This window comes from Streptomyces sp. Tu 2975, from assembly GCF_009832925.1.
Classification (GTDB): Bacteria; Actinomycetota; Actinomycetes; order Streptomycetales; family Streptomycetaceae; genus Streptomyces.
Genome location: NZ_CP047140.1, coordinates 104,896 through 124,727 on the forward strand (window position 1 = coordinate 104,896; position 19,832 = coordinate 124,727).

The following is a 19,832-nucleotide window of genomic DNA, read 5'->3' on the forward strand; positions in this document are numbered from 1 at the left end:
CAGGGCCGGCCGCGGGACCACCCCGCCGGCCGGCCGCGTGGCGTCAGGCGTGGTCCAGTGCCGGCCGGCCGGCGTTGACGGTGGTGGCGAGCTGGTACTCGCCCAGGTCGAAACGGCGCGTCGCGCTGCGGAACCGCCACGTGTAGGTGGGCCAGATCGAGGGGTTGCGGCCGTGCTCGTCCAGGTACCAGCTCTTGCAGTTCCCGGCGTTCCACACGGTGCCCTCGAGCCGGCCCTGCAACCGCTCGTTCCACTGCTGCTGGGCCTCGGCGCGGACCTCGACACTGGCCAGGCCGCGCTTGTCCATCTGCCCCAGCGCGTCGATGACGTAGCCGATCTGCGCCTCGATCATCACCACCTGCGAGGAGTGCCCCAGCGTGGTGTTGGGGCCCAGCAGCAGGAACAGGTTGGGGAACCCGGCGACCGTGGTGCCGCGGTGCGCGGCCATGCCGCCCTCGCGCCACACGTCCCGCAGCAGCCTGCCCTCGCGGCCCGTGATCCGGCCGGCGACGGGCCGGTCGGTGGCCTTGAAGCCGGTGCCGAGGATGATCGTGTCGACCTCCCGCTCGGTGCCGTCCGAGGAGACGATCGACTTGGCCCGCACATGGTCGATGCCGTCGGTGACCAGGTCCACGTTGGGCTGCTGGATCGCCGGGTACCACGTGTTGGAGAACAGCAGGCGCTTGCACGCCATCACGTAGTCGGGCGTCAGCTTCGCCCGCAGCTCCTCGTCGGCGACGGACTTCGCCAGATGGTCGCTGGCCATCTTCTGCATCTTGCCCGCGACCTTGGGCCGCTTCATCACGAACGCCAGGACCTCACGGCCCCACATGTTGAAGTTGCGGCGGAAGCGCTGGTAGCCGGGGACGTTGTGCAGCAGCTTCGACTGCAGCGCGCTGGTCGGCTTGTCGTTCTTCGGCCCGATCCACGCGGGGGTGCGCTGGTACAGGTCCAGCCGCCCCACCTCGGGCTGGATCTTCGGCACGAACTGGATCGCGGAGGCGCCGGTGCCGATGACGGCGACGTTACGGCCCGCGAGGTCGTGTCCGTGATCCCAGCGCGAGGAGTGGAACACGGTCCCCTCGAAGTCCTGAAGGCCGGCGATGGCGGGCACGGCCGGCTCGGAGAGGTAGCCGGTGCCCGACACCAGCACCTGGGCGGTGTAGTCACCCTGGGAGGTGCTCACGTGCCAGCGGCGGGCGGTCTCGTCCCAGCGGGCGGCGAGCAGTTCGTGACCGAAGCGGATGTAGGGGCGGACCCCGAACCGGTCGGCGACGTCCCGCAGGTACTCGTACAGCTCCGCCTGCTTGCCGAACGTGGACTTCCAGCCCGGGTTCTGCGCGAAGGAGAACGAGTACAGGTGCGACATCACGTCGCACGCCGCGCCCGGGTAGGAGTTGTCCCGCCAGGTGCCGCCGACCTCGTAGGCCCGCTCGAAGACGAGGAAGTCGTCGATGCCCTTCTGCAGCAGGCGCACCGCCATGCCCAGGCCGGAGAAGCCGCTGCCGATGACCGCGACGCGCAGATGCCGGGTGGGGCCGCCGCCCGTCGCCCGCCCGCCGGGCGAAGGACTCCCGTCGCTGCGCGCGGGTTCCAGAATGCTCGTCACGTGGGCCTCCTCTAGCGGCGCGCGATGGTGACGCGGAAGTTGTTGAAGAACTTGTCCTCGAGCGTGTAGGCGAAGATGTCGAGGTAGCGCTCGAAGCGGGCCACGACCTCCTCGCCCTCCAGGGCGACGGCCTCGTCCCGGCGGGCGGCCAGCAGCTTCAGCCAGGCGCGGCAGGCGACGGCGAACGACTCGCGCTCGTTGACGATCTCGACCACGTCGAACAGGCCCTCTGCGGCCTGGGTGAGCTCGTGCAGGTGCGGGATGTGGCAGTTCTCGAACTCGGAGCGCTGGAGGAACTTCAGGTCGTCCAGCAGCTGCCGGTTCATCGGCAGCGCCTCCGCGGTCATGGTGTGCAGCACGAACCGGCCGCCCGGCTTGAGGGCCGCGCCGACCTTGTTGAAGAACACCCGGTACTTCTTGGTCCGCTCGCGCGGCGGGAGCGTGGAGGACACGAAGTGCTCCAGCGCGTTGATGCAGAACGCCGCGTCGTAGGGGTCGTCGGTGGTGTGGTCCTCCCACGACTCGACCCGGGTGGTGATGCGGGGGTTGTCCAGGCCGGCGATGAACGCCTCCTGGGTGCGGCTGAGCGTCAGGCCGACGGCCTGCTCGACGCCGTGGACGGTGGTGAGCCGGTTGAGCATGGTGCCCCAGCCGCAGCCCACGTCCAGCACGCGCCGGCTGCCGGCGGCGCCGGCGAGCTCGACGAACCGGTCGAGCTTGCGCTCCTGGGCCTCGTCGAGGGCCTCGGTGAGTCCCTCGCCCTCCTCCCAGTAGCCGCCCGAGTACATCATCGTCGGCCCCAGCAGGAGGCGGTAGAAGTCGTTGCTCACCTCGTAGTGGTGCCTGATCGCGTCGACCTCGGGGACCGACCTGTCAGCGACCGTCGTCATCTCTTCCTCAACTCCTGTCGGGGTGCGCGGCTGTCGGGGTCGAGGAAAGCGAAGTGCTCGCAACAGATGTGCAAGACGGCGCCGGGCCCGCGGTGTTGCGCGCCGCTTGCGCGGCTGCCGGTTCGATTCCTAGGCGTAACACCCCAAGCCTTGCGAGAGAGGACCGAACCCCATGTCGCTGCCCACCGTCGAAGAACTGGCGAGCCAGCTCGAGGCCGTCTCCGGCGCCCAGAAGGTCGACCCGGACCAGCCGCTCCAGCACATCGCCGATGTCGACTCGCTGGACCTGATGGAGTGGTTGTACGGGTTCCAGAACCAGTACCCGCACATCCCGGCCGACGAGTCGCTGTTCGCCGACATCGACGACACCACGACGCTGCGCGTCGTCCACGACCGGATCGTCCAGCTCGTGCCCGCCCAGGCCTGATCAGGGGAGAGTCCTGTGAACGGCTTCGACATCACCGGGTGGGGCATGGCCGTACCCGAACGCGTGGTCTCCAGCACGGAGCTCGCGCAGCGCTTCGGCGTCGACGAGAACTGGATCGTCAGCCGGTGCGGGATCCACGAACGGCGGGCCGTCGGGCCCGGCCAGACGACCGCCTCCCTTGCTGTCGAGGCCGGCCGGCGCGCACTGGACAAGGCGGGGCTGAGCGGCGGCGACATCGCACATCTGATCGTCGCCACCGCCACCCCGAACAGCCGTCACCGGCCACGTCCGCGTTCGTCCACCACGAACTGGGCATCGCCGGCAGCGCGCACGACGTCAACTCCGAGTGCGCGGGCTTCGTCTACGGCCTCGTCCAGGCCATGGCACTGATCAAGATCGACCCGCGGCCGATCCTGCTGATCGGCTCCGACACCCACACCCTCACCGCCAACCCCGCCGACCGGGACCTGTCGATCCTCGTCGGCGACGGCGCGGGCGCGGTGGTGCTCCGGCCGGCTCCCTCGGACCCGGTGCTGGGCTGGAACCTGGGCGCCGACGGCAGCTGCGCCGGCAGCCTCAAGGTCCTGGCCGGCGGCAGCCGGATGCCGACCACGGAGGAGACCGTCCGCCAGGGACTGCACTACGCACAGATCAACGGCAACGAGATCTACCTCAACGCCGTGCGCTACACCGTGCGCACGGTGCGGGAGACGCTGACCAGCGCCAAGGTCGAGGCGGCGGACGTCCGCCACGTCATCCCGCACCAGGCGAACATCCGGATCATCAACTCGATCCTCAGCCACACGGGCCTGCGGCCCGAGGCCCTGGTCACCAATCTCCACAAGTACGGGAACACGGCGTCCGCGTCGATCCCGATCGCCCTGACCGAGGCACTCGACGAAGGCCGCATCAACGACGGCGACCTGGTCCTGCTGGCCGGCTTCGGCGCGGGCATGACCTGGGGATCGGTCCTGCTGGAATGGGTCGGAGGAAAGCAATGAACAACGCACTCTCGCGGCGCAAGGTACTGGGCGGCATCGCCGCAACGGTCGTGGGCTGGAGCGTCGCCAACCAGACATGGGCGACGGCCGCCGAGGTCGACGCCGGGCACCACATCGAGGTCAGACAAGTGCCCGCCCTGGACGGGACGCTGACCACCTCGGCGGCCGACCTGGACGGATTCCGCCAGGACTTCGGGCGGCTGAAGCCGTCCGCGCCGTGGGCGGTCCTGCGTCCCGGTTCCGACCAGGACATCGTCAAGATGGTCAACTACGCCCGGGCCAACAAACTGAAGATCGCCGTCAACGGTCAGGGCGGCACCGGCGACGACATGGAGTCGCACTCCGTGTACGGCCAGGCGGCGGTGCCGAGGGGCGGCATATCCATCGACGCCCGCGCCATGTCGAAGATCCTCAGCATCAACGCGACCAACGCGGTCGTCCAGGCCGGTGTCACCTGGGGGCAGCTGACGGACGCCGCGCTGAAGGTGGGCAAGACACCGCCGGCGCTGCCCGACTACCTGCACCTGTCCATCGGCGGGACCGTCTCCATCGGCGGCATCGGCGGCACCGTGCAGAAGTTCGGCCTGCTGGCCGACACCGTCCACTCCATGGACGTCGTCACCGGCACCGGTGAGCTCGTCACCGTCTCCGCCTCGGCGCGGCCCGACCTGTTCCACTCGATCCTGTCCGGCGGCGGCCAGACGGCGATCATCCTGCGCGCCAAGGTGAAGCTCGCCCCCGCACCCCAGCGGTCGGTCGTCTTCAGCCTCTTCTACGACGACCTGGCGACCTACCTCGCCGACGGCGAGAAGGTCATGGCGGAGAACCGGTTCCACGTCCAGGCCGGCGAGATGCTGCGCCGCCCCGACGACACCGGCTGGCGCTACAAGATGGAGGTCGCCGCCAACTACTCCGGCACCGCCGTCCCCGACCGGGCGGCCCTGCTGGCCGGACTGCGCGACAACCGGGCCCAGGCCGTCATCGAGGACGTCGCCTACCGGGACTACATGTTCCGGCTCGACGGCTACGAGGTCTACCTGAAGGAGACCGGCCACTGGTTCCAGCCCAAGCCGTGGCTGAGCCTGTTCCTGCCGGCGTCCAAGACCAAGGCGTTCATGGAGCTGGTGGAGCGGGAGCTGACCGCCTCCGACCTGGGCGGCGGGTTCCTGCTGTTCTACCCGTACTACACCCGCAAGATCACCCGGCCGCTGGCGGTGCAGCCGGGCGAGTCCGTCGGCTACCTGTTCGACCTGCTGCGGTTCCCCAACCCTGGCGACCCGAACATCTCGCAGATGCTCGAGCAGAACCGCCGCCTGTACGACAAGGCCGTGGCGTTGGGCGCCAAGCGGTACCTGGTCGGTGCGATCCCCCGGATGACCACCGCCGACTGGAAGACCCACTTCGGGTACCGCTGGGAGGAGTTCTACAAGGCCAAGCGGCGCTACGACCCGGCGAACATCCTCACCCCCGGTCAGGGCTTCTTCGGCTGACGTGTCCGGCCGCGGGCCCCGTCTCCGGGGCCCTTCGCGGGGCCCGCACCCTGACCCGTACACCGACAGGAGAAGGTGCATGACGAGTTACGACCTGATCGACGAGGCGGTCATCGACGCTCCGCCGGACGTCGTCTGGGACGCGCTGCTCGCCGAGTTCCGCGGCGGCGCGCAATGGTGGGTGCCGGCCAACACCTTCGCCGCCGCGTCCGGTTCACCGGACGAGGTGGGCGGCGAGGTCAAGGTGACGGTCCACACCAAGGGCGTCGACAAGGGTGGTCTGAAGCTGCGGTTCACCTCACGCACGACGGCGGTCGAGACGGGCAGGCGACTGTCGGTCGAGTACGTCGACGGGGTGTTCCGCGGGCCGAGCGACTTCCTGCTCGAACCGCTGGACGGCGGGCGCCGCACCCGGCTCGGCATGCACTTCCGGGGCCGTCCGCACGGCTGGCTGAAGGTGCTCGCCAAGGTCGCCGACATCGGCGCGGAGCACTCCAAGGCCACCAGCGCCGCGTTCACGGCCCTGAACGGCGCGCTGGCGCGGGACAAGGAGGGGGCGCGATGACGACGACGGCGGCGCCGCCCGCCACGGAGAGCGCACTCGTCACCGACGACGGCGCCCGCCTGGCGGTGAGCGTCCTCGCCCCGCTGGGCCCGCCGTCGGGCCGCACGGTCGTCCTCGCGCACGGCTGGGCCGCGGCACGGCGGGTGTGGGGCACGGTCGCGGACCGGCTGATCCGCGACGGGCACCGGGTCGTGCTGTACGACCTGCGGGGTCACGGCGCCTCCACGTCCGGCCGGGAGCCGTTCTCGGTACCCCGGCTGGGAGCGGACCTGGGCGCGGTGCTGGAGCATGTCGGGGCGCCCGGTGACACGATCGTCGTCGGGCACTCGGGCGGCGGGTTCGCGGCGATGACGTACGCCGTCTCGCCCGCGGCCCGACTGGGCGGTCTGGTGCTGCTGGGCACCGCCGCGCACGACCAGGACACGCCCGACAGCGAAGTGAAGATGATGGGCAGCCCCGTGTTCTCGTGGGCGGTGCGACGGCCGGCGCTGGGCCGCCTGCTGCTGGGGCAGAACATGCTGGGCAAACGGGCCGACGCCTGTGCCCGGGAGGTCAACCGGCAGATGTTCGCGGCCGCGTCGCCGAGCGTGCGGTCCGAGGCGTTCGCCTCCTCACGCGGGATGGACCTGCGCGGGCAGCTGGCCGCGCTCACCGTCCCGGCCGTGGTCCTGGCCGGCGGCGGCGACAAGGTCATCGCCCCGGCACTGGGGCGGGCGGTGGCCGAGGCGCTGCCGGGCGCCCGGTTCGAGGAGATCGAGGGCGCCGGTCACATGCTGCCGCTGGAGGCCCCGGACGCGATCGTGCGGGCGGTCGCGGAGGTGGCCGGCCGCACGGGCTGAGCGGGACGTCGTACCGGGCGCGCGGGCGCCGGGCCGCCGGGAGGACTCCGGCGGCCCGGCGCCCGCGCCGCTGTTGTGCCCTCCCCCGCATCCCCCGGCCGGGGGGATGCGGGGCGGGTCAGCCGGTGCCCAGGACGATCGTCTGGGCGGGGGCGCCGGCGGGCATCTCCTGTTCGCCGGTGCGGCTGGTGCGGTACTCCTGCGGGCTCATGCCCCGTACCCGTTTGAACGCGGAGCTCAGCGCGAACGCGCTGCTGTAGCCGACACGGTGGGCGACGCCGGCCACCGTGGCGTCGGGTTCGCGCAGCAGGTCGGCGGCGAGGGTGAGCCGCCAGGTCGCCAGGTAGCTCATGGGCGGCTCCCCCACCACGGCGGTGAAGCGGCGGGCCAGGCCCGCGCGGGAGACGCCGACCTTGCGGGCGAGCAACTCGACCGTCCAGGGCTGGCCCGGGTTGTCGTGGAGCAGGCGCAGCGCGGGGCCGACGGTGTGGTCCGACCGGGCCCGGTACCAGGCGGGGGCGCCGGCGCCCGGCGCGGCGAGCCAGGCGCGCAGCACGCTGACGAACAGCAGGTCCAGCAGCCGGTCCAGAACGAGTTCCTGGCCGGGTTCGTCGCGGCTGATCTCGTCGGCGAGCAGGGCGACGAGTGCGTTGTCCTCGGCGCCGGCGGGCCGCACCAGCAGGGCGGGCAGCGCGTTCAGCAGCCGGCGGCCGACCTCGCTGGGCGCCTGATAGGTGCCGCTGAGCATCACGGAGGACCCCTGGCCTAGTGTGTCGCCCCAGGTGCGCACCCCCAGCGCCATGGTGTCGGTGACGTCCTCGCCCTCCGTGGTGTTGCAGCGCTGTTCGGGGCCGACGACGATCTGCACGCCGGTGCCCTGCTCGTCGGCGATGGTGTACGGGTCGGGGCCGCGGAGCACGGCGACGTCGCCGGGGCGCAGAAGCGCGGGCGTGGAGCGGTCGGGCAGGACCCAGGCGTCGCCGCGGACCATGGTGACCAGGGAGATGGGGGCGCGGTCCTCCACACGCAGCGCCCAGGGCGGGCTGAAGACCGATTTGATCAGGAACGCGCCGCGGGCCTTGGGGCCTTCGAGCAGGCCGGTGAGAGCATCCATGTGTTCAACCCATCGGCTGGGGGCGAGGCGTGGGAGGCCTCGGGGGACGGAAAGGGTCGCGCCCGCCCTGCCGTGCGGGGGACGTCCGGCAGGACGGGCGCAGCTTCGGGGGCGCGTGCGCCGGTGTCAGTGGCGCAGCGTCGACAGGGCGCGGCCGAGGCAGAGCAGGGCGGCGGTGCAGGCGAGGGTCCGGGCGGCGTTGGAGGGCGCCCAGGTCTTCTTGAACGTGTCGCGCAGGGCGGCGAGTTCGCCTGCGGCCTCGGGCAGGCCGGCGGCGGCGAGGCGCTTGTTGAGGGGGACGTTGATCCGCATGGTGAGGACCACGGCGGCGGTGTAGAGGGCGAGCGCGGCCCAGGTCCAGTGTGCGGCGGTGCGCTGTCCGATGCGGGTCAGGCGGGCGCCGGCGATGCCGGTGGCGAGGAAGGCGCCGAAGAAGACGAGTCCGAACAGCCCGTTCTCGATGGCCGCGTTGATGTTCTGCATGGCGGCGACGTAGGTGTGGTCGTCGCCGCGGTCGAGGCCGGGCAGGACGGAGACGTCGAAGGAGAAGTACAGCCCGGCGCTCAGGCCCATGGCGATGGTGGCGGCGTGGAGCGCGGGCTGGGCGGCCGTGGACATCAGGGCTTCCTTCCGGCGGGCGGGGCGGGGCGGTCCCGGGCAGGACGGGTGGTCCTGGGGCGGGCGGGGTGGTCCTGGGCGGGTGCTGGGGTCAGCGGGGGTCGAGGACGGCGCCGAGTCCGCGTTCGTAGCGGCGGCGCAGGACGGTGCGCCCGAGCAGCCGCACGGGCGGTGGCATGGTGGCGGCGACGAGGTCGACTGAGCGCCGGTCGGCGCCGTCGAACATCCACGGCGGCAGGTAGGTCAGGACGCCGGGCGGTGCGGTGCGCACCAGGCGCTGTTCGAGGGCGAGGTACTCGCGGGCGGGCAGTTGCGCGAAGAGGGGGAAGACGGTCTTCTCCTCGTCGGCGAGGTGGTCGTGGAGGACCTGGCTGAAGTGTGCCGCGGCGCCGCTCAGGCCGGCCGGGCCGGCCGGGCCGGCCGTGGGGGTGAGGGCGGCGGTGACCTGGTCCATCGCCCGGTCGAGTTCGGTGTGGTCGCCGGCGAGTTGTTCGGCCTGGGGACGGAACTGCGGGAGTTTGCGCAGCAGTTCGGGCCACAGGAAGCTGTCCTCGCTGCGGTGGTGCCAGTCGATGACGTCGCGCAGGCGCTGCCACCAGATGCCGGCGGGTGCCAGGCCGCGGGCGGTGAGGCGGGGTGCGGCGGCGCTCAGGCGGTGGGCGTCGCGGCGCATGGCGATGTGCATCAGGGCGAAGCCGTGGAAGTGGCCGGGCAGGGTGTCGAGGCGTTCGCTCGACATGGGGGTGCTGCTCATGGCCGCCTCCTCGGGGGTGGCTGTGGGTTCGGACTGGTCCGGTGCCGCGGCCGCGGGTGCGTCCGTCGGTCCGCGGTCGCGGCACCGGGGGCCGGGCTCCGGGTCAGACGTTCCAGACGCCGGAGGCGGCGGCTTCCCTGGCGTAGTCGGCGAAGTCCTTCGGCTTGCGGCCGAGGGCCTCTTCGACGCCGTGCACCAGGTGGGCGTTGCGGCCGTCGAGGACGTTCTCGAACAGCTCGGCGAAATCGGCCGGCAGGCCGTGCTCGACGAGGGCTGCCCGGTACTCGTCCTTGGTGATGGGGATGTACTGGATCTGGCGGCCGGTGGCCTTGGTGAGCTCGTCGGCGACGTCGCGGAAGCTCAGCAGGCGCGGGCCGGACAGCTCGTAGGTCTTGCCGATGTGCTTGGGGTCGGTAAGGGCGGCGACCACGACGTCGGCGATGTCGTCGGCGTCGACGAACGCCTCGACGGCGTCGCCGGTCGGCAGGGCGATCTCGCCGGCCAGGACGGGCTCGAGGAAGAAGCTCTCGTCGAAGTTCTGGTTGAAGAAGCTGGAGCGCACGATCGTCCAGTCGGCGCCGGACTCCTTGAGCTTGTTCTCGCCGATCACGGCGCCCTCCTCGCCGCGGCCGGAGAGCAGCACCAGGCGGGTGGCGCCCTTGGAGACGGCGAGCTTGGAGAAGGCGGCGATGTGCTCGTCGGCGCCGGGGAAGGCGAGGTCGGGGTAGTAGGTGACGTAGACGGCGCCGACGCCCTCGAGCGCGGCCTCCCACGTGGAGGAGTCCTCCCACACGAAGCGCGGCTCGCCGGAGCGTGACCCGACGCGCACCGGAAGGCCTCGTGCGGTGAGCCGCTCCGCGACCCTGCGGCCGGTCTTGCCGGTGCCGCCGATCACGAGCGTCGTCTTGGTTCCGGTCGTCTGCGTGTTCTGTGTGTTCGTCATGATGATGAGTCAACTCCAGTGCGGTGAGACGAGCCATAGCCCAAACGCTCAACCCCATAAGCGTGCGTCTCAGGGGGAGCGTCGGCGTGATGCGAACCCCGGTCAGGCTAGGCATCGGGCACGGGCCGAGGCCACCGCCGGGGGCCCGTTCTCGAGTGTGCCGAGGCGGGGTCTCGAGGGGCGGGGCGGGACTGTCGGCCGTCCGAGGCGGGCGCGGCGGGCCGCGCCGGCGGGCCGCACTCGGTGCCCGGCGCCTTCCCCGCGCCTCCGGCGCCCGACTCGCAGAGCTCGTTCGGCAGTTCTTCCGCGTCGAATGTCCGCATCGCTCGCGGGGAATGGACCGGCTCCCATGTCTGCCGCCCCCCGCTGTCCGGCCGGTCCGGTGGGCTTCCACTCGGCGGTCCGGCCGGCCGGGGACGGGTGCCGGACCGCTCGTACTGCCGGCAGTACGCGTACCGCGACATTCGAGCGCCACCCACAGCAGGGAGGATAAGAGGTAGGATCAGTAGCATGAGCGAGCCTACCGGCAAGTACTCGATCACCATGCCGCGCGACATCGCCGAAGCCGCCAAGGCCCGCGGCGGTCCTTCCGGCCTGTCCGCCTACGTGGCCTCAGCCGTCGCCCGCCAGATCGAGCGGGACAACCTGAACGAACTCATCCAGGTCGCCGAAGCCGAGCACGGCCCGATCACGGACGAGGAGATCCAGGCGCTCCGCGACCGGCTCCAGCAGGCTCGCAGTGAGCAGCGGCAGGGTGGAGCGAGCGCCGCGTGACCCGCTCCCCCGCCACCCCTGGCGGCACTCTGGTCCTCGACAGCGAAGGACTGGCCAAGGCTGTCCTGCGCGACCGCACGGTGACCGGCTGGCTCACCTTGGCCCGCGCCGACGACCTGCGGGTCATCACGTCGGCGGCCACGCTCGTGGAAGTGGTCCATCCCCGGATCAACCGCCCGGCTCTGGAGTGGACACTCTCCCGCCTCGTCGTGGAACCGGTCACCGAGTCGATCGCACGGCATGCCGCCACCCTCCTCGCCGACGCCGGCCTCCACGGCCACAAGTACGCCATCGACGCCATGCTCAGCGCCACCGCGCTGGCCGCGCCCGGCCCCGTCACTGTCCTCACTTCCGATCCCGAGGACCTCGCCAGGCTGTGCACCGGACGCGTCACCGTCGTCGAAGTCTGACGGCACCGCCGAGGGGCTGCCGGTACGGAGAGGTCATGCCTGGCCGCGGCCGAGGGCGATCTCCGTTTTCGTCGCCGCCCCAGCTGCCTGGAGAGCGCCACAGGACGTGGACGCCGAAGATGTCACGGACGGTGCCGGCCGACCGGTCCTCGCGGGCGGTTCACACAGGACCAGGTAGAGCGGGTGGCCGGCGAGGGCAGGGTGTGGCTCCACTGGATGGACAGCCGCGTCGCCGATTGGTGGCTCGGTACATCGGCCGGCCCGATCGTGGGCGTCACGTACTGCGGTGGCGTTTCAGGGAGTCAGGTCCAGTACCCGGATCGGCTCCCCCGCCCACCGGTGCGGGGCTGTGGTGGCGATGATCGCTCCGTCAGGACGGTCCGCGGTGGGCTGTGCCGCGTACTGGCTGTGCGCTGCGGCCCAGGTCTCCTGCCGTGCGACGGCCAGTGCAGCGGGCAGGTCCAGATCGAGGACGGTGATGCCGGGCAGGGAGGCCAGGTGTTCGGCCGTGCCGGGGCGGGTGCGATCAGCTTCGACCAACGCGCACGCCGGGACGTACAGGAACCAGCCCGCTTCGGCGTGGGCGCGGTGGATCAGGCGGGAGGCGAGGATGTTGCCCTGGCCGGCCGCGGTCATCGCGGTGTCGTCCAGGACGATGTGCATGGCGTCGCTCACCGGCCGGTCACCTCGGCCAGCCGCCGGTCCAGCTCGCCGTCCAGGTCCTGCTCCTGGGCAGCGGTCGGCGCGTATCCGTTCCACTCCTTCAGGGCGGCCCGTGCCTTCTCCGCCCGCTCCGCCCGCTCGGCAGGAGTCAGCAGCGTCTCGGCCAGGCGGGCCAGATAGGCGCGCAGCGAAAGACCCTCCGCTGCTGCTATGGCAGCCAGCCGGTCCTTCGCTTCCTCAGGAATACGGACATTGGCATCGGACATCGCGCGCTCCTGGACCGGTAGGGTACGGGTACGTACCCGTACCCTACCACCACCGGAACAGGCGACGGCCCCCAGATCCGCCGCGGTTTTCCGCCGGTCGTGCTGCGGCCTTGAAGCGCCCCCGGAGCGGGGGCGTGGCCACGGGCGGAGGCGACGCGGGCCTGCCCTACCTCACCTGCCGCCCGCCCACGTTGCGCAGACGATCGCGGCAGCGTCCCGGCTGAGCGACCGGAGTTGATTCGGCCCACCCGACACAGATGCCCCTCCGGGTGGGCCGACCTTCTGCCCGAGCTGCTCGGCGAGCCACTCCGCGAAGCGGTACTCGTAGCCGTCATGGTTGCGGCGAACGAAGCGCACGAGGACCTGAGCGCCGACGCCGGACGGATATCCCCTCCCTGACGCAACGGTCTTCGACTCAGAAACCGTCGGCCACATGCTGCGACACGTCCTCGGCTCCGTTCCCGTCAAGGACTTGGCCGCCATGGCGTGCTCCGGTCGTGCAGACCGCGTCGCAGGTCCTCCGACCTCGTCGGCGGAGTGCTCGTCATACCTCAGACGGGGCTGGTCAAGCAGTACGCCCTTACCTGGCTGCGGGGGGGAAGCCGAAGTCATCGACGTGGAACGGCTTTCGACGAGCAGCAAGCCGCAAGGAGGGCCCGGGACGGTGCGAGCCCTCCTCCATGGTGCCGTCGTGATCAGTAGCGGTAGTGGTCCGGCTTGTACGGGCCGTCGACGTCGACACCGATGTAGGCGGCCTGCTCCGGGCGCAGGGTGGTGAGCTTGACGCCGAGGGCGTCGAGGTGGAGGCGGGCGACCTTCTCGTCGAGGTGCTTGGGCAGCACGTAGACGTCGGTCGGGTACTCCTGCGGCTTGGTGAACAGCTCGATCTGCGCAAGGGTCTGGTCCGCGAACGAGTTGGACATCACGAACGAGGGGTGACCGGTCGCGTTGCCCAGGTTCAGCAGACGCCCCTCGGACAGCACGATCAGGACCTTGCCGTCGGGGAAGGTCCAGGTGTGGACCTGCGGCTTCACCTCGTCCTTGACGATGCCGTCGATCGCGGCGAGGCCGGCCATGTCGATCTCGTTGTCGAAGTGACCGATGTTGCCCACGATGGCCTGGTGCTTCATCCGGGCCATGTCCGAGGCCATGATGATGTCCTTGTTGCCGGTCGTGGTGATGAAGATGTCCGCGCTCTCCACCACCTCGTCCAGCGTGGTGACCTGGTAGCCGTCCATCGCCGCCTGCAACGCGCAGATCGGGTCGATCTCGGTGATGATCACCCGGGCACCCTGGCCGCGCAGCGACTCCGCACAGCCCTTGCCCACGTCGCCGTAACCGCACACGACCGCCGTCTTGCCACCGATCAGCACATCGGTGGCCCGGTTGATGCCGTCGATCAACGAGTGCCGGCAACCGTACTTGTTGTCGAACTTCGACTTCGTGACCGCGTCGTTCACATTGATCGCCGGGAAGAGGAGGGTGCCCTCGCGGTGCATCTCGTAGAGACGGTGGACACCGGTGGTGGTCTCCTCCGTCACACCGCGGATCTCGGCGGCGAGTGCGGGCCAGTCGAGGGTGGAGCGGTGCAGGAGTTCGAGGATGACGCGGTACTCGTCGTTGTCCGCGGTGGACGGGTCGGGGACCGCGCCGGCCTTGGTGAACTCGACGCCCTTGTGGACCAGGAGGGTCGCGTCGCCGCCGTCGTCGAGGATCATGTTGGGGCCTGCGTGGCCGGGCCAGGTCAGGGCCTGCTCGGTGCACCACCAGTACTCCTCCAGCGTCTCGCCCTTCCAGGCGAAGACGGGGATGCCGGCGGCGGCGATCGCGGCGGCGGCGTGGTCCTGCGTGGAGAAGATGTTGCAGGACACCCAGCGGACCTCGGCGCCGAGAGCGACCAGGGTCTCGATGAGGACGGCGGTCTGCACGGTCATGTGCAGGGAGCCGGTGATCCGCGCGCCGGCGAGCGGCTGCGCGTCGGCGTACTCCTTGCGGATCGACATCAGGCCGGGCATCTCGTGCTCGGCGAGAGTGATCTCCTTGCGGCCGAATTCGGCCAGGGACAGGTCCGCGACCTTGAAATCCGTGAATTCAGCGGCCGGCTGCGAGGGCATGTGCACTCCTTGAGTTCTGGATGTTCTGGTGGATCTCGAGCGTCGCGGTGGAGCGGTTGAGGGTGATGTAGTGCAGTCCCGGGGCGCCTTCCGCCAGCAGCCGGTCGGCCATGGCTGTGGCGTACTCGACGCCGATGCGGTGGCCCTGCGCCGGGTTCTCGCGGGCCGCGTCCAGGCGGGCGGCGAGGTGGGCGGGGAAGGTGGCGCCCGACAGTTGGGCGAAGCGGGCGATCTGCTTCACGTCGGTGGCCGGCATGATCTCCGGGATGATCGGGGTGTCGCAGCCGGCGGCGGCGACCTTGTCGCGCAGCCGCAGGTAGTCCTCGGCGTGGAAGAACATCTGGGTGATCGCGTAGTCGGCGCCCGCACGGCACTTGGCGACGAAGTGGCGGACGTCGTCGTCCCAGTCGGCCGACCGGGGGTGGCGTTCGGGGAAGGCGGCGACGCCGACGCTGAAGTCGCCCGACCGGCGGACGAGGGAGACGAGTTCGTGGGCGTGGTTGAAGCCGTCGGGGTGAGCGGTCCAGGGTGCGTTCGGGTCGCCGGGCGGGTCGCCGCGCAGGGCGAGCACGTCGTGCACGCCCGCGTCCGCGTACTGGCCGATGATGTGGCGCAGTTCGGCGACCGAGTGGCCCACCGCGGTCAGGTGGGCGACGGGGCGCAGGGTGGTCTCGGCGGCGATGCGTTTGGTGACGGCGACGGTGCGGTCCCGGGAGGAGCCGCCGGCGCCGTAGGTGACGGACACGAACGTCGGCGCCAGCGGTTCGATCCGGCGGATCGCGTTCCACAGGGTGCGTTCGCCCTGGGCGGTCTTCGGGGGGAAGAACTCGAAGGAGAACGAGGGCCCCGGTGCGGCGAGGATCTCGCGCAGGGTGCTCACGCGCGGCCTCCGGCGTTGAAGTAGCTCGCTTCGGGGTGGTGGACGACGATGGCGTCGGTGGACTGCTCGGGGTGGAGCTGGAACTCCTCGGACAGTTGGACGCCGATGCGTTCCGGTTCGAGGAGGGCGGCGATCTTGGCGCGGTCCTCGAGGTCGGGGCAGGCGGGGTAGCCGAGCGAGTAGCGGCAGCCCTGGTACTCGGTGCGGAGCATGCCGTCGAGGCCGGTGGGGTCGGCGGCGGCGACGGACAGTTCGGCGCGCACCCGGGCGTGCCAGTACTCGGCCAGTGCCTCCGCGAGCTGGACGGACAGGCCGTGCAGTTCGAGGTAGTCGCGGTAGGAATCGGCCTCGAAGAGCCTGGCGGTCTCCTCGCCGATGCGGGAGCCGACGGTGACGACCTGGAGGGCGACGACATCGGTCTCGCCGGATTCCTCGGGGCGGAAGAAGTCGGCCAGGCACAGGTGCCGGCCGCGGCTCTGGCGGGGGAAGGTGAAGCGGGTGCGTTCCGAGCCGTCGTCGCCGAGGATGATCAGGTCGTCGCCCTTGGAGACGCAGGGGAAGTAGCCGTGGACGACGGCCGCTTCGAGGAGGTTGTCGGTCTGGAGCCGGTCCAGAAGGCCGCGCAGCCGCGGCCGGCCCTCGGAGGCGACGAGTTCCTCGTAGGTGGGGCCGGTGCCGCGGGCGGCCTTGAGTCCCCACTGGCCCTTGAACAGGGCGCTCTCGTCGAGCCAGGAGGCGTAGTCGCCCAGCGGGATGCCCTTGACGACCCGGCTGCCCCAGAACGGCGGGGTGGGGACGGGGTTGTCGGTGGCGACGTCGGAGCGGGTGGGACGCTCCGGGGGGCGTTCGTCGAGAACCGTGGTCGCGGCCTTGACGCGGCGCTGCTTGAGTTCGGGCAGGGCCGCGCCGGGGACGCCGCGCTTGATGCCGATGAGGGCGTCCATGAGGCGCAGGCCCTCGAACGCGTCGCGGGCGTAGCGGACTTCGCCGTCGTAGATCTCGTGGAGGTCCTGTTCGACGTAGGCGCGGGTGAGGGCGGCGCCGCCGAGGATGACGGGGTAGTCGGTGGACATGCCCCGCTGGTTGAGCTCCTGGAGGTTCTCCTTCATGATCACCGTGGACTTGACCAGCAGGCCCGACATGCCGATCACATCGGCCCTGTGTTCCTTCGCCGCGTCGAGGATCGCGGAGACGGGCTGCTTGATGCCCAGGTTGACCACGTTGTAGCCGTTGTTCGACAGGATGATGTCGACCAGGTTCTTGCCGATGTCGTGGACGTCGCCGCGGACGGTGGCCAGCACGATCGTGCCCTTGCCCTCGGCGTCCGTCTTCTCCATGTGCGGCTCGAGATGGGCGACGGCGTTCTTCATCACCTCGGCGGACTGGAGCACGAACGGCAGCTGCATCTGCCCGGACCCGAACAGCTCGCCGACGACCTTCATGCCCGCCAGGAGGGTGTCGTTGACGATGGCGAGGGCCGGTGTGTCCTTCAGGGCGTCGTCGAGGTCGGCCTCCAGGCCGTTCTTCTCACCGTCGATGATGCGGCGCTGCAGGCGCTCGTCGAGCGGCAGGGCGGCCAGTTCCTCGGCCTTGCCGGCCTTGAGGGACGTGGTGGAGACGCCCTCGAAGAGCGCCATGAGCTTCTGAAGGGGGTCGTAGCCCTCGGCACGCCGGTCGTGGATGAGGTCGCGGGCGACCGTGACCTGCTCCTCGTCGAACCGGGCGATGGGCAGGATCTTGGAGGCGTGGACGATCGCCGAGTCGAGGCCGGCCTTGACGCACTCGTCGAGGAAGACGGAGTTGAGCAGGACGCGGGCGGCCGGGTTGAGGCCGAAGGAGATGTTCGACAGGCCCAGCGTGGTCTGCACGTCGGGGTGGCGGCGCTTGAGTTCGCGGATGGCTTCGATGGTGTTGAGGCCGTCCTTGCGGGACTCCTCCTGCCCGGTGCAGATGGTGAAGGTTAGCGTGTCGATGAGGATGTCCGACTCGTGGATGCCCCAGTTGCCGGTCAGGTCGTCGATGAGGCGCTCGGCGACGGCGACCTTGTGCTCCACCGAGCGGGCCTGGCCCTCCTCGTCGATGGTGAGGGCGATCAGCGCGGCGCCGTGCTCCTTGGCGAGTGCGGTGACCTTCGCGAACCGCGATTCCGGTCCGTCGCCGTCCTCGTAGTTGACCGAGTTGATGACCGCGCGGCCACCGAGCTTTTCCAATCCGGCCTGGAGGACGGGGAGTTCGGTGGAGTCCAGCACGATCGGCAGGGTGGAGGCGGTCGCGAAGCGTCCGGCCAGCTCGGCCATGTCCGCGACGCCGTCGCGGCCCACGTAGTCGACGCACAGGTCCAGCATGTGCGCGCCCTCACGAATCTGGTCACGCGCCATCTCCACGCAGTCGTCCCAGCGGCCCTCGAGCATCGCCTCGCGGAACTTCTTCGACCCGTTCGCGTTGGTGCGCTCACCGATCGCCATGTAGGCGGTGTCCTGCCGGAACGGCACCGCCTGATAGAGGGAGGCGGCGCCCGGATCGGGGCGCGGGTCGCGGGCCGGCGGGGTCAGATCACGGACGCGTTCGACGATGCGGCGCAGGTGCTCCGGGGTGGTGCCGCAGCAGCCGCCCACCAGGGACAGTCCGTAGTCGGCGACGAACTGCTCCTGCGCGTCGGCGAGTTCGGCGGGGGTCAGGGGGTAGTGGGCGCCGTCCTTGCCGAGGACGGGCAGCCCGGCGTTGGGCATGCAGGAGATCGGGACGCGGGAGTGGCGGGCGAGGTGGCGCAGGTGCTCGCTCATCTCGGCCGGTCCGGTGGCGCAGTTGAGGCCGATCATGTCGATGCCGAGCGGCTCGAGCGCGGTGAGCGCGGCGCCGATCTCGGAGCCGAGCAGCATGGTGCCGGTCGTCTCGACCGTCACCGAGCAGATCAGCGGCGGGCGGCTGCCGGTGGCGTCCATGGCGCGGCGGGCGCCTATGATCGCGGCCTTGGTCTGCAGCAGGTCCTGCGTGGTCTCCACCAGCAGGGCGTCCGCGCCGCCGGCGACGAGGCCTTCGGCGTTCGCCTGGTAGGCGTCGCGCAGCAGGCTGTAGGGGGCGTGGCCGAGGGTGGGGAGTTTGGTGCCGGGGCCCATCGAGCCCAGTACCCAGCGCTGCTGTCCGGTGGAGGCGGTGAACTCGTCGGCCACTTCGCGGGCGATCCGGGCGCCCGCCTCGGACAGTTCGTGGACCCGCTCGGGGATGTCGTACTCCCCCAGTGCCGCGTGGTTGGCGCCGAAGGTGTTCGTCTCCACGCAGTCGACGCCGACCTCGAAGTACGCCTCGTGGACGGAGCGCACGATGTCGGGGCGGGTGACGTTGAGGACCTCGTTGCAGCCCTCGAGGTTCTCGAAGTCCTCGAGGGTGGGGTCCTGTGCCTGGAGCATCGTGCCCATGGCGCCGTCGGCCACCACCACCCGGGTGGCGAGCGCTTCACGCAGGGCGTCGATACGGGTGCCGGTCACGGCTGCTCCCCCAGTCCGGACGCGAGCAGGAGCGCGGCGGCGGGGCCGTAGGCGCGTTCCGCGGTGGCCAGCAGCCGGGCCCGGTCCGCGTGGTAGGACTGCGAGCCGACCGCGCCGAGGGCCTCGGCCGCAAGGACGCAGCCCAGGCGGGCGGCGCCGGTGAGGTCCAGGCCGCGGGCGGTGCCGGCGAGGAACCCTGCCCGGAAGGCGTCGCCGACGCCGGTGGGGTCGGTGGCGGGCGCGTCGGGGACGGCGGGGACGGTCAGGGGTTCGTGGCCGGCGCGGTCGATGCGGACGCCGGCGCCGCCGAGGGTGGTGATCCAGGCGCCGACCTTGGCGATGACGTCGGCGTGGTCCCAGCCGGTGCGTTCCAGCAGCAGGGCGGCCTCGTACTCGTTGGTGAACAGCCAACGGGCGCCGTCGACGAGGTCGCGTACCTCGCTGCCTTCCAGGCGGGCGAGCTGCTGGGAGGGGTCGGCGGCGAACGGCAGGCCCAGTTCGCGGCACTCCGCCGTGTGGCGCAGCATCGCCGCCGGGTCGTTGGGGCAGACCAGGACGAGGTCGGGGCGGGCGCCTGTGGTGGTCAGGTGCCACAGGTCGATGTCGCGGGCCTCTTGCATGGCGCCCGCGTAGAAGGAGGCGATCTGGTTGGCGTCCTGGTCGGTGATGCACATGAAGCGGGCGGTCTGGTGCTCGGTGGAGACCAGGACGGGGCCGGTGTCGACGCCGTGTTCCTTGAGCCAGACCTCGTACTCGGCGAAGTCGCCGCCGACGGCGCCGACGAGCAGGGGGGTGAGGCCGAGGCTGCCGAGGCCGAAGGCGACGTTGGCCGCCACTCCGCCCCGGCGCACCTCGAGTGCGTCGACCAGGAAGGAGAGCGAGACATGAGCGAGCTGGTCGGGGATCAGCTGATCCGCGAACCGGCCGGGAAAGACCATCAGATGGTCGGTGGCGATGGAACCGGTGACAGCGATGCGCACGTCAGGTCTC

General features: G+C 70.9%; 20 protein-coding genes. 8 read left to right on the forward strand and 12 right to left on the reverse strand.

All coding sequences use genetic code 11. The features are described from left to right. Nucleotides 1-43 precede the first annotated feature (43 nt). A complete protein-coding gene (locus GLX30_RS00510; RefSeq protein WP_159682275.1) occupies nucleotides 44-1,609 on the reverse strand; it encodes an NAD(P)/FAD-dependent oxidoreductase in 1,566 nt (521 codons plus the stop codon). Nucleotides 1,610-1,620: 11 nt separating this feature from the next. Beyond that, nucleotides 1,621-2,499 (reverse strand): class I SAM-dependent methyltransferase, encoded by an 879-nt coding sequence (locus GLX30_RS00515; protein WP_159682277.1) that lies wholly within the window; start codon nucleotides 2,497-2,499, stop codon nucleotides 1,621-1,623. Nucleotides 2,500-2,671: 172 nt separating this feature from the next. Here GLX30_RS00515 and GLX30_RS00520 point away from each other — a divergent pair, with 172 nt between their 5' ends. The 6 genes from GLX30_RS00520 (at nucleotide 2,672) to GLX30_RS00540 (ending at nucleotide 6,821) form a co-directional block, all read left to right on the forward strand. Further along, entirely contained in the window at nucleotides 2,672-2,926 is a 255-nt protein-coding gene (locus tag GLX30_RS00520; protein WP_005321911.1) for a hypothetical protein, read from the forward strand. A 15-nt stretch (nucleotides 2,927-2,941) separates the two neighbouring features. Beyond that, the gene (locus GLX30_RS34740; RefSeq protein WP_244257928.1) at nucleotides 2,942-3,316 is read left to right on the forward strand and encodes a hypothetical protein; all 375 of its coding nucleotides are present in this window, start codon (nucleotides 2,942-2,944) and stop codon (nucleotides 3,314-3,316) included. Next, on the forward strand, nucleotides 3,307-3,927 hold the full coding sequence (locus GLX30_RS34745; RefSeq protein ID WP_244257929.1) for a 3-oxoacyl-[acyl-carrier-protein] synthase III C-terminal domain-containing protein: 621 nt from the start codon (nucleotides 3,307-3,309) through the stop codon (nucleotides 3,925-3,927). The genes GLX30_RS34740 and GLX30_RS34745 overlap by 10 nt, the downstream gene beginning before the upstream one ends. Continuing rightward, nucleotides 3,924-5,417, forward strand: coding sequence for an FAD-binding protein (locus tag GLX30_RS00530; RefSeq protein WP_159682279.1), 1,494 nt, complete (start codon nucleotides 3,924-3,926; stop codon nucleotides 5,415-5,417). The genes GLX30_RS34745 and GLX30_RS00530 overlap by 4 nt, the downstream gene beginning before the upstream one ends. Nucleotides 5,418-5,496: 79 nt before the next feature. Next, nucleotides 5,497-5,982, forward strand: coding sequence for an SRPBCC family protein (locus tag GLX30_RS00535; protein ID WP_244257930.1), 486 nt, complete (start codon nucleotides 5,497-5,499; stop codon nucleotides 5,980-5,982). Continuing rightward, nucleotides 5,979-6,821, forward strand: a complete 843-nt coding sequence (locus tag GLX30_RS00540) for an alpha/beta hydrolase (RefSeq protein WP_159682280.1) — start codon at nucleotides 5,979-5,981, stop codon at nucleotides 6,819-6,821. Before GLX30_RS00535 ends, GLX30_RS00540 begins: the two co-directional genes overlap by 4 nt. 118 nt (nucleotides 6,822-6,939) lie before the next feature. Here GLX30_RS00540 and GLX30_RS00545 read toward each other — a convergent pair whose 3' ends face one another. The 4 genes from GLX30_RS00545 to GLX30_RS00560 form a co-directional block, all read right to left on the reverse strand. Continuing rightward, nucleotides 6,940-7,935 carry an AraC family transcriptional regulator gene (locus GLX30_RS00545; RefSeq protein WP_159682282.1) on the reverse strand — a complete coding sequence of 332 codons (996 nt, stop codon included), beginning with the start codon at nucleotides 7,933-7,935 and terminating at the stop codon, nucleotides 6,940-6,942. A 126-nt stretch (nucleotides 7,936-8,061) separates the two neighbouring features. Next, entirely contained in the window at nucleotides 8,062-8,553 is a 492-nt protein-coding gene (locus tag GLX30_RS00550) for an anthrone oxygenase family protein (RefSeq protein WP_159682283.1), read from the reverse strand. 91 nt (nucleotides 8,554-8,644) lie between these two features. Further along, the gene (locus tag GLX30_RS00555; RefSeq protein ID WP_159682284.1) at nucleotides 8,645-9,307 is read right to left on the reverse strand and encodes a hemerythrin domain-containing protein; all 663 of its coding nucleotides are present in this window, start codon (nucleotides 9,305-9,307) and stop codon (nucleotides 8,645-8,647) included. Between the two features lie 103 nt (nucleotides 9,308-9,410). Beyond that, entirely contained in the window at nucleotides 9,411-10,250 is an 840-nt protein-coding gene (locus tag GLX30_RS00560; protein WP_208545331.1) for an NmrA family NAD(P)-binding protein, read from the reverse strand. Between the two features lie 510 nt (nucleotides 10,251-10,760). Here GLX30_RS00560 and GLX30_RS00565 point away from each other — a divergent pair. Both GLX30_RS00565 and GLX30_RS00570 read left to right on the forward strand, forming a co-directional pair. Beyond that, a complete protein-coding gene (locus tag GLX30_RS00565; protein ID WP_159682285.1) occupies nucleotides 10,761-11,024 on the forward strand; it encodes a CopG family transcriptional regulator in 264 nt (87 codons plus the stop codon). Beyond that, entirely contained in the window at nucleotides 11,021-11,434 is a 414-nt protein-coding gene (locus GLX30_RS00570; protein WP_159682286.1) for a PIN domain-containing protein, read from the forward strand. The genes GLX30_RS00565 and GLX30_RS00570 overlap by 4 nt, the downstream gene beginning before the upstream one ends. 294 nt (nucleotides 11,435-11,728) lie before the next feature. Here GLX30_RS00570 and GLX30_RS00575 read toward each other — a convergent pair whose 3' ends face one another. The 6 genes from GLX30_RS00575 to GLX30_RS00600 form a co-directional block, all read right to left on the reverse strand. Next, entirely contained in the window at nucleotides 11,729-12,097 is a 369-nt protein-coding gene (locus GLX30_RS00575; protein ID WP_159694770.1) for a hypothetical protein, read from the reverse strand. A gap of 8 nt (nucleotides 12,098-12,105) precedes the next feature. After that, complete coding sequence (locus GLX30_RS00580; RefSeq protein ID WP_159682287.1) at nucleotides 12,106-12,363, reverse strand: hypothetical protein; 258 nt, start codon at nucleotides 12,361-12,363, stop codon at nucleotides 12,106-12,108. 695 nt (nucleotides 12,364-13,058) lie between these two features. Further along, nucleotides 13,059-14,477, reverse strand: a complete 1,419-nt coding sequence (gene ahcY, locus GLX30_RS00585) for an adenosylhomocysteinase (RefSeq protein ID WP_159682288.1) — start codon at nucleotides 14,475-14,477, stop codon at nucleotides 13,059-13,061. Beyond that, a complete protein-coding gene (gene metF, locus GLX30_RS00590) occupies nucleotides 14,455-15,357 on the reverse strand; it encodes a methylenetetrahydrofolate reductase [NAD(P)H] (protein ID WP_159682289.1) in 903 nt (300 codons plus the stop codon). The genes ahcY and metF overlap by 23 nt, the downstream gene beginning before the upstream one ends. Continuing rightward, entirely contained in the window at nucleotides 15,354-18,842 is a 3,489-nt protein-coding gene (metH, locus tag GLX30_RS00595) for a methionine synthase (protein WP_159682290.1), read from the reverse strand. Before metH ends, metF begins: the two co-directional genes overlap by 4 nt. Next, nucleotides 18,839-19,822, reverse strand: a complete 984-nt coding sequence (locus tag GLX30_RS00600; RefSeq protein ID WP_159682291.1) for a carbohydrate kinase family protein — start codon at nucleotides 19,820-19,822, stop codon at nucleotides 18,839-18,841. Before GLX30_RS00600 ends, metH begins: the two co-directional genes overlap by 4 nt. Between the last annotated feature and the right edge of the window lie 10 nt (nucleotides 19,823-19,832).

Excerpts from the sequence above, each read along its gene's own strand:
- GLX30_RS00575 (WP_159694770.1), bottom strand. The coding sequence starts at position 12,097 with ATGCACATCGTCCTGGACGACACCGCGATGACCGCGGCCGGCCAGGGC.
- GLX30_RS00520 (WP_005321911.1), top strand. The coding sequence starts at position 2,672 with ATGTCGCTGCCCACCGTCGAAGAACTGGCGAGCCAGCTCGAGGCCGTC.
- GLX30_RS00535 (WP_244257930.1), top strand. The coding sequence starts at position 5,497 with ATGACGAGTTACGACCTGATCGACGAGGCGGTCATCGACGCTCCGCCG.
- GLX30_RS00515 (WP_159682277.1), bottom strand. The coding sequence starts at position 2,499 with ATGACGACGGTCGCTGACAGGTCGGTCCCCGAGGTCGACGCGATCAGG.
- ahcY (WP_159682288.1), bottom strand. The coding sequence starts at position 14,477 with ATGCCCTCGCAGCCGGCCGCTGAATTCACGGATTTCAAGGTCGCGGAC.
- GLX30_RS00530 (WP_159682279.1), top strand. The coding sequence starts at position 3,924 with ATGAACAACGCACTCTCGCGGCGCAAGGTACTGGGCGGCATCGCCGCA.
- GLX30_RS00565 (WP_159682285.1), top strand. The coding sequence starts at position 10,761 with ATGAGCGAGCCTACCGGCAAGTACTCGATCACCATGCCGCGCGACATC.
- GLX30_RS00550 (WP_159682283.1), bottom strand. The coding sequence starts at position 8,553 with ATGTCCACGGCCGCCCAGCCCGCGCTCCACGCCGCCACCATCGCCATG.
- GLX30_RS00580 (WP_159682287.1), bottom strand. The coding sequence starts at position 12,363 with ATGTCCGATGCCAATGTCCGTATTCCTGAGGAAGCGAAGGACCGGCTG.
- GLX30_RS00540 (WP_159682280.1), top strand. The coding sequence starts at position 5,979 with ATGACGACGACGGCGGCGCCGCCCGCCACGGAGAGCGCACTCGTCACC.
- GLX30_RS00560 (WP_208545331.1), bottom strand. The coding sequence starts at position 10,250 with ATGACGAACACACAGAACACGCAGACGACCGGAACCAAGACGACGCTC.
- GLX30_RS00555 (WP_159682284.1), bottom strand. The coding sequence starts at position 9,307 with ATGAGCAGCACCCCCATGTCGAGCGAACGCCTCGACACCCTGCCCGGC.
- GLX30_RS00545 (WP_159682282.1), bottom strand. The coding sequence starts at position 7,935 with ATGGATGCTCTCACCGGCCTGCTCGAAGGCCCCAAGGCCCGCGGCGCG.
- GLX30_RS34745 (WP_244257929.1), top strand. The coding sequence starts at position 3,307 with ATGGCACTGATCAAGATCGACCCGCGGCCGATCCTGCTGATCGGCTCC.